The organism is Streptomyces sp. NPDC002870 (assembly GCF_042888505.1).
Lineage (GTDB): Bacteria > Actinomycetota > Actinomycetes > Streptomycetales > Streptomycetaceae > Streptomyces.
In genome coordinates, this window is sequence record NZ_JBIAPW010000098.1 from 1 (window position 1) to 1,069 (window position 1,069).

Sequence of the window (1,069 nt, forward strand, 5' to 3'; positions counted from 1 at the left end):
TCCGGACTCGCCGGTGGCCAGCGGGGTGAGGCTGAGCGCGGCGGGGGCTGCGGTGCCGGTGCCCGCCGCCGCGGTGGGAGAGAACGCGGTGGGAAAGAAGCGGTCAGTCCTTGACGTCGCCGTTGATGTGACGCTGGACGAACTCGTGGGCCAGGTCGCCGAACTGGGCGCCGAACGCGAGTGAGGTCTCGACGGTCCTGCGGAAGTGGGTCCCGGCCCATACCCGGCTCTGTGCGCAGTCCTTCTCGAAGTCGGTCCAGGTGGCCCAGGTCAGTTCGAGGTCGGTGGCGGGGACGGTTCCCGGTTCCTTCTGTCCCGAGCCGGCCGGGAAGGTGTGGGTCCAGTTCAGGACGTCGTCCCCGAGGAAGCTGCGGGCCGCCTGTGCCTGGGCGGCGGCCAGGGTGGTGAAGCCGGAGGGGTACTCGGGGTGGTTGCCCGCGGGCAGGTAGCCGGTCCACTCATCGGCGGGGATGTCGTCGACGGTGCCGTTGCCCACCCCGCCCCAGGCCGTGACCGCCTCGCTGCCGTACACGTGCCGCACCGCGCTGAAGGGCCGTACACAGTCGTAGTCGCGTTTGTGGTGCCAGGCGGCGATCAGGCTGTCGAACCGTGCCACCGAGGCCGCCAGGAAAAGCTGGGCCCAGCCGTTCAGGTCCAGGTCGTGCGCCATGGCCGCGGCACGCGGCGACAGGGTGACCGACAGCGGGGTGTGCTCGAAGAACTCCGCCTTCACCTTCTGCTCGTCGGTGAGCCGCGCCGATGCCTGAAGGACCTCGTCCACCGCCTTCTTGTACGCCTTGGCGTCGGTGTGGTCGAGATGCCCGGGCGCGGGGAGCTCGAACTCGCTGGGGTCCTTGTACGTCTGGGGCGTGACCAGAGCCAGCTGCGGGGTGGCGAAGCGCTGGGCGGTGAAGACGCCCTTGTCGCCCGGCCCCCCCTCGATGCGGCGGCGGTGCGGCTCGATGGCCGGCTGCCAGCGCGAGGGGTCCGCCAGCTCGTCCGCGGTGTTCACGGGCCGGTAGCCGGTGTAGTCCTCGTAGGGCAGGCCGTTGTAGGTGCGGCCCTTGTC

At 70.8% G+C, this 1,069-nt stretch carries 1 protein-coding gene; it reads right to left on the bottom strand.

All coding sequences use genetic code 11. From position 1 onward, the window contains the following. Positions 1-103 precede the first annotated feature (103 nt). Positions 104-1,069: vanadium-dependent haloperoxidase (locus ACFYWY_RS38220; protein ID WP_389196140.1), on the bottom strand; the 966-nt coding region annotated here is incomplete at its 5' end.